This window comes from bacterium, assembly GCA_009926305.1.
Classification (GTDB): domain Bacteria; phylum Bdellovibrionota_C; class UBA2361; order UBA2361; family RFPC01; genus RFPC01.
Genome location: RFPC01000139.1, coordinates 1 through 3,540, shown reverse-complemented (window position 1 = coordinate 3,540; position 3,540 = coordinate 1). Strand labels below are relative to the sequence as shown.

General features: G+C 44.1%; 7 protein-coding genes. All 7 read left to right on the top strand.

Annotation, left to right across the window (positions count from 1 at the left end):
* The first annotated feature begins 309 nt into the window (after positions 1 to 309).
* The 7 genes from EBR25_12795 to EBR25_12765 all read left to right on the top strand — a co-directional run bounded on the left by EBR25_12795 (position 310) and on the right by EBR25_12765 (position 3,364).
* A complete protein-coding gene (locus tag EBR25_12795) occupies positions 310 to 954 on the top strand; it encodes a hypothetical protein (protein ID NBW41862.1) in 645 nt (214 codons plus the stop codon).
* A 271-nt stretch (positions 955 to 1,225) separates the two neighbouring features.
* Positions 1,226 to 1,555 carry a hypothetical protein gene (locus tag EBR25_12790; GenBank protein ID NBW41861.1) on the top strand — a complete coding sequence of 110 codons (330 nt, stop codon included), beginning with the start codon at positions 1,226 to 1,228 and terminating at the stop codon, positions 1,553 to 1,555.
* Positions 1,556 to 1,641: 86 nt separating this feature from the next.
* Positions 1,642 to 1,881: a hypothetical protein gene (locus EBR25_12785; protein ID NBW41860.1), complete on the top strand. Its 240-nt coding sequence runs from the start codon at positions 1,642 to 1,644 to the stop codon at positions 1,879 to 1,881.
* 158 nt (positions 1,882 to 2,039) lie between these two features.
* Positions 2,040 to 2,267, top strand: a complete 228-nt coding sequence (locus EBR25_12780; GenBank protein NBW41859.1) for a hypothetical protein — start codon at positions 2,040 to 2,042, stop codon at positions 2,265 to 2,267.
* A gap of 173 nt (positions 2,268 to 2,440) precedes the next feature.
* Positions 2,441 to 2,620, top strand: a complete 180-nt coding sequence (locus tag EBR25_12775) for a hypothetical protein (GenBank protein ID NBW41858.1) — start codon at positions 2,441 to 2,443, stop codon at positions 2,618 to 2,620.
* 85 nt (positions 2,621 to 2,705) lie between these two features.
* Positions 2,706 to 2,999 carry a hypothetical protein gene (locus EBR25_12770; GenBank protein NBW41857.1) on the top strand — a complete coding sequence of 98 codons (294 nt, stop codon included), beginning with the start codon at positions 2,706 to 2,708 and terminating at the stop codon, positions 2,997 to 2,999.
* A 110-nt stretch (positions 3,000 to 3,109) separates the two neighbouring features.
* Positions 3,110 to 3,364: a hypothetical protein gene (locus EBR25_12765; GenBank protein ID NBW41856.1), complete on the top strand. Its 255-nt coding sequence runs from the start codon at positions 3,110 to 3,112 to the stop codon at positions 3,362 to 3,364.
* Positions 3,365 to 3,540 lie beyond the last annotated feature (176 nt).

The following is a 3,540-nucleotide window of genomic DNA, read 5'->3' as shown; positions in this document are numbered from 1 at the left end:
TGTGAGGAATAAAGGACAACAAAAAAGATAAAAAAGGAAAAAAATGTTCGATCACCTTACTCCAACCCAGCTTGGTCAATTTTACGGAAATCTAATTTCAATTGCCTTCTGGGGAATCGTTGCGGCATATGTTGTTATTCGTATTCGACAGATTAGCAACAAGTTTTCAGATAAACTCGCAAAAAAGATTGCAGAAGAACAAAACAAAAAATAATCTTTAAGTTGTAAAAAAGATTTCTCAAAGTTATAATAACCATGTTCCAATTAAGGAATAATAAATAAAAACCTCTTAATCCAAAGGATTAAAAAATGAGCAGCAAGATTCGTCATCCTCAGATCGATTCTCACCTTAACTCTAACCCCGAGTTCGCAGCAGCTCTCAACACTATCGCCTCTCTCTACGCAACCTGCGCTGATACTTCTCTCCTTCGTTTCCGTCAGGCTGTCGAGGACCAGATTAAGCTCAACGTTCAGTCTCGTGGTCGCTCCTCATCTTCTTCTGATAACAGCTGGCGTTCAGCTCAGAAGGAGCTCTACGCAGGCCGCGGAGCAAAGTGGATGAAGGTTCTCCCTGATACTCCTGCTTTCGCAGCTCTCTTCAACAAGGTCGCTGAGTTCAGCTCCATGGGCGAAGACGTCAGCAACTTCCAAGAGCTTACTGGCAACGCAGGCTTCGCTTGGATCCGCTACAGCGGCCCTCGCGGTTCTGAGGCTCAGCCCCTCCATGCCTTCGAGGTTCGTATCAACGGCTCCAAGACTGACCACCCAAAGCATATCCTTCAGCTCACCGATGCCGAGGTTGCTGACCTCGAGTCTCTCAACGGCACCCCTAACTCCCTTAACCTTGAGACCCTTTCTCCCTCAACCCCTAACGATACATCTGATGATGAGACCGAACTCCCCGAAGCTGTCCCAGCCGACGAGGAGCTCGAGTCCGACGATATCCCTCTCTAACCTCTCGCACATGATGCGCAGGATACGCTCAAATTCTTAATCGTTTTTTTGACTCCGACCCCGGGGAAAGCTAATCAAAAAGGAGCAAAATGTTCACTTAGCCTACCAAAAACAGCACCCTTAACAGGGACCCGAGCTGTACAGGGCATCAGGTGCCCGCCAAGTTGTAAATATGAATTGTACATTTTATAATAAAAGTGACAATTCTGCTTTTCCAATAAACGAATTAATTCACTCTGCCCCCGGCGAAAGCTAATCAAAAGGAGTCACGATGTCTGACGCAATCACACGCGACGCAATTCAGTTCGAAGCAGACTTCACCTCTCACTTCTTCGGATACTCTTCTGAGGAAAGCCTTGCTCTCGAAGCCATGGCTCTCGCAAGTGATGACGCCACCACAAACTTCGACTCTTACGAAACCTCTGCTTGGCTACGCCAATACCTCCCCAATAATATCATCGACCGACAGCGTCTCAGCCGCGAACTCCGTCGCATCTCCGCTTCTGTTCACCAAGACGACGCTTCTTACCAATACTACTGCTACGAATACACACAGTTCTCCAAAAACTATCGAAATAATTACGACGTTAACGCAGATTAATCTCTGCTACCCGACCCTAACCATTACTAGTAATTCTAAATAAAAACAGCACAGATAAACAAAATCAAACATAAAAGGATTATATAATGATTACACGTTCAGACGTACAACGATTTGCTGATACACATGTTTCTTTCTTCAATAATAACATCACTACTGCACTAGAAGCAGAAGCATGCTTTATCTTTGAAAGCGGCCTCGATCGCGAACTGGATAACAATACCCGCCTCTGGCTCCAAACGTATCTTCCTCACGATGTCAACGCCCGACAAGACCTTTGCGAGCAACGACGCCAAGTCTTCGCAAGAGTTCGCCCTGATGTCTGAAAATTGTACGCAGAGCCTATAAAAAGTTAAATTCTGCTGACACTGCAAGTCTGACTGCTAGGGCAGCAAAAACCCGTGTCGTCTAGAGAGAGTTATTTTTTGTTTAGTTTTGGGTGGTAGAAGAATATTTAATTTGTTTTTGAAAGGAGAGCAAAAAAATGAAGAAAGTGAATCAGATAAAAGGTGGCAGTGGTGGATTGGCCACAGATTTGTGGGTATTAGTGGGATGTTTAGCATTTGGTTTGGTGATGGGGGTAGTGGGAGAGGTGGCGAAGCGTCGGCGTCAGGTGTGGGTAGGTAGTGGGGGAGAGATGGGGATGGAGATGCGGGTGGTGTGTGAGGAGGTTGGGGTGTGTGATTGGAAGGTGGTTGAGAGGGTGGAGTGAGTGATTGTGGTGTTATTGGGTAGAGTGGGGTTGATTCCTTGAGTGGAGATAGTTTTTTTTAACTGCTGAAATGATTGGAGGTTTTGGTGAGTGTATTGAGTCGTTTGTGTCGGTTGACGTTTTTGGTGACGAGTGGGGAGAGGGTTGTGAGGAGGGAGGAGAGGTATGTGTTGGTGAGGGATGAGAGGGATCGTGACGAGGTTGAGGAGAGGTATGTTGCTTTGTATAGGGATGATGGGGATGAGGTGTTTGTGAGGCGAGAGTGGTTGCGATTTGAGTTGTCTAATGACGTGTTGGCTAGGAATGGAGAGGATCGTGATGAACGTGGGTATTGTATCTCATATGTTTTTTGAGATGTAAGGATGTTTATTGGGTGGTATAATCATTATGTTGGTTGGGAATAAAAACTTTTAACTGCTGAAATGATTGGAGATGGTTATGTATGCGATTACTGAAGCTCAGCGTGATGCATTTGTTAGTGGTGTGATTCCTGGAGAGCTTGATGTTGGTCTTGTAAATGACATCAATTATATGATTGAGAAAGAAGGGCGAGCTCTTGTTACCTTTGACAAGGGAGGATTTGAGACGTGGGCGTGTGTTGCTGAAATTGATGCTCTTTGTGAGGAAGAGATGAATGAGTGTCTTGCAGAAGCGCATGTTATGATTGTTGCTTTAGAGCATATTGATGGTAAGTCTCTTGTTGTTTATAGTCAGAAGATGGAGTATTTATGATTGAGGTTGTTGGATTGACTATTTCGTTTAGTGCTTGTGTAGGAATGTTTTATCTTTGTCATAAGTTATTCTAATCTTTTTTTTAACTGCTAAAATGATTGGAGGTTCTTATGAATGAGTTCGAACCGTTCAATGGTATGCCTCGTTTGTGTAGGATTAAGATTGTTGTTGTTGATGGTGCCGCAGCTGTTGACAGGCATGAGTTCTTTGCCTTGTGTAAGGGAGAAGAAGATCGTGTTCGATTGATTAGTCAGTATTATGATGAAAAGAGAGATATCCATGGTCCTGACGTAGAAATCTTTACTGATTATAATTGGGAAACGCTTGTGATGTCAGATGTTCTTTTCCAAGCTGTTGAAAGGTAGATTCTTATGTGGACTATTCGTTGTAATGGGCTCGTGATGGGTAGAGCGAAAGACATGGAAAAAGCTGTCATTGAAATGAGTCGAATGATTGATTCATTGGGCAAGTTTGGCGACAAGTGGAGTCTATGTCAGGAGTAATCAGATGAGCAAAGCTAAAGTGCTTAAAGCATTAAGGG

Coding starts and splice junctions, on each gene's coding strand:
- EBR25_12795 (NBW41862.1), top strand. CDS start 310: ATGAGCAGCAAGATTCGTCATCCTCAGATCGATTCTCACCTTAACTCT.
- EBR25_12790 (NBW41861.1), top strand. CDS start 1,226: ATGTCTGACGCAATCACACGCGACGCAATTCAGTTCGAAGCAGACTTC.
- EBR25_12785 (NBW41860.1), top strand. CDS start 1,642: ATGATTACACGTTCAGACGTACAACGATTTGCTGATACACATGTTTCT.
- EBR25_12780 (NBW41859.1), top strand. CDS start 2,040: ATGAAGAAAGTGAATCAGATAAAAGGTGGCAGTGGTGGATTGGCCACA.
- EBR25_12770 (NBW41857.1), top strand. CDS start 2,706: ATGTATGCGATTACTGAAGCTCAGCGTGATGCATTTGTTAGTGGTGTG.
- EBR25_12765 (NBW41856.1), top strand. CDS start 3,110: ATGAATGAGTTCGAACCGTTCAATGGTATGCCTCGTTTGTGTAGGATT.